The sequence below is a fragment of the Kitasatospora sp. NPDC059803 genome, from assembly GCF_042732255.1.
Lineage (GTDB): Bacteria > Actinomycetota > Actinomycetes > Streptomycetales > Streptomycetaceae > Kitasatospora.
Genome location: NZ_JBHWIJ010000452.1, coordinates 2,302 through 4,559, shown reverse-complemented (window position 1 = coordinate 4,559; position 2,258 = coordinate 2,302). Strand labels below are relative to the sequence as shown.

2 protein-coding genes are annotated in these 2,258 nt (G+C 70.8%); one reads left to right on the top strand and one right to left on the bottom strand.

The window, feature by feature from the left end; genetic code table 11:
- Positions 1–197: 197 nt before the first annotated feature.
- Positions 198–1,499 (bottom strand): PTS transporter subunit EIIC, encoded by a 1,302-nt coding sequence (locus ACFV6I_RS37855; protein ID WP_063349219.1) that lies wholly within the window; start codon positions 1,497–1,499, stop codon positions 198–200.
- 399 nt (positions 1,500–1,898) lie between these two features.
- Here ACFV6I_RS37855 and ACFV6I_RS37850 point away from each other — a divergent pair, with 399 nt between their 5' ends.
- Entirely contained in the window at positions 1,899–2,132 is a 234-nt protein-coding gene (locus ACFV6I_RS37850; protein ID WP_063349220.1) for a glucose PTS transporter subunit EIIB, read from the top strand.
- Positions 2,133–2,258: the final 126 nt, after the last annotated feature.

Here is a 2,258-nt window from a genome sequence, read left to right as displayed (position 1 = left end):
GTCCGGCGGCCCGGCGGCCGGGGGGTGCGGGCCGCCCCGGCCCCGCCTGGCACGGCCGACGGCCCGCCGGGGAATCCCCGGGGCACATATCGGAATTGTTTTACCGCCCGGGCATTTGGTCCTTTCCGGAAATGCCGAAGGCCTCCGGGCCGTCGGGTCCGGAGGCCATTGCGGGTGCTGCCCGGTGACGCTCGGTTTCAGAGCTTGGTGACGTCCTCGACCTCGCTCTCGTCCTCCCGCCCGGGTGTTTTCAGATTGAATTTGACGATGATGAACCGGAAGAGCGCGTAGTACACGGCGGCGAAGCAGAGCCCGATCGGGATGATCAGCCACGGCTTGGTAGCCAGCCCCCAGTTGATGACGTAGTCGATCAGGCCGGCCGAGAAGCTGAAGCCGTCGTGCACCCCGAGCCCCCAGGTGACGGCCATCGAGGCGCCGGTCAGCAGCGCGTGCACGCCGTACAGGGCCGGGGCGACGTAGGCGAAGGAGTACTCGAGCGGTTCGGTGACGCCCGTCACGAAGGAGGTCAGGCCGACCGAGAGCATCAGGCCGTAGATCTCCTTGCGGCGGTGCGGTTTCGCCGAGTGCGCGATCGCCAGTGCGGCGGCGGGCAGCGCGAACATCATGATCGGGAAGAATCCGGACTGGAACTGGCCGGCCGTCGGGTCGCCCGCCAGGAAGCGCGGGATGTCGCCGTGCGCGATGGTGCCGTCCGGCTTGATGAACTCGCCGAACTGGAACCAGACGAATGTGTTCAGCAACTGGTGCATGCCGATCAGCAGCAGCGCGCGGTTGAACAGGCCGAAGATGCCGGCGCCGCCCGCGCCCAGGTCGGCCAAGGTCTGGCTGAAGTCGTTGAGCCCGCGGCCGATCGGCGGCCAGACCCAGAGCGCCACGCAGGCGGTGGCCAGGCCCACCACCGCGGTGATCATCGGCACCAGGCGGCGGCCGTTGAAGAAGCCCAGCCAGTCGACCAGCCTGGTGCGGTGGAAGCGGACCCAGAGCCAGGCCGACATCAGGCCGATCAGGATGCCGCCCAGGACGCCCGGGTTCTGGTACGTCGCGGCCGCCGCCTTGGCCGAGCTGTAGTCCACGCACTGGCCGGTCCAGGAGTCGGTGACCAGGACCGTCCCGCTCTTGCAGCTCTCCGGGAACGCGTGCAGGACCTTGTAGTAGACGAGGAAGCCCACCACGGCGGCCAGCGCGGTCGAACCGTCCGCCTTCTTCGCCATGCCGATCGCCACACCGACGCAGAACAGCATCGGCAGGCCGAACGAGGAGTCCAACAGGGCGCCGCCGGCCGCGGCGAAGACCTTGGCGACGTCGGTCCAGCCGAGGCCGTCCTGGCCGAAGACGTCGGGCTGGCCGAGCCGGTTGAGGATGCCGGCCGCGGGGAGCACAGCCACCGGGAGCTGCAGGGAGCGGCCCATCTTCTGGAGGCCGCCGTAGAAGGTGTGCCACCACACGCGCTGCGGGGCCGTGGCGCCTGCCGAACTCATCCTTCGCCCTCCGAGAGCAGTTGCCGGCCGGCGGCCCCCGGCGGGACCCCCGGGCGGGGATCCGGAACACCCGGGGTCCTTTCTGCGTTCATCGGAGTACACATATATTGGTGTAGACCACTTTGGGACGCAGGCCGCACGCCGGGCGCGAGCCCGCTGCTCGTCATCCTCTGGTGGCGGCCGGGACCGTGCGCGCCGGAATGGGCCAAAAGTGGACTAACGTGGCAGATCGGACCGGAGCAGGTGATGCTGGTCGCGCTGCCCGGCGGCGCGACCGCGGCTGAACCCGCGTCAGCACCGGTACCGACCACGCCGGCCACCGGTCGGCGGACACCCCAGCACAGCGCAGGACGGCACCCGGCAGAGCGGCCGGCGGGCCGAGACAGAGGGAGAAATCAGATGGCCAGCAAGGCTGAGAAGATCGTCGCCGGTCTGGGCGGCATCGACAACATCGAAGAGGTCGAGGGCTGCATCACCCGCCTTCGCACCGAGGTCAAGGACGCCTCCCTGGTCAACGAGGCCGCCCTCAAGGCCGCCGGCGCCCACGGCGTCGTCAAGATGGGCACCGCCATCCAGGTCGTCATCGGCACCGACGCCGACCCGATCGCCGCTGACATCGAGGACATGATGTGAGCTGAGCCACCGGGCTCACCCCACCCCCGGGGGGGGGCCCCCCCCCCCCCCCCCCCGGCGCGGGGCCCCCCCCGGCGCCGCCCCCCCCCCCCCCCCGCGCGCCCCCCCCCGCCCCCCCCCGCGGCC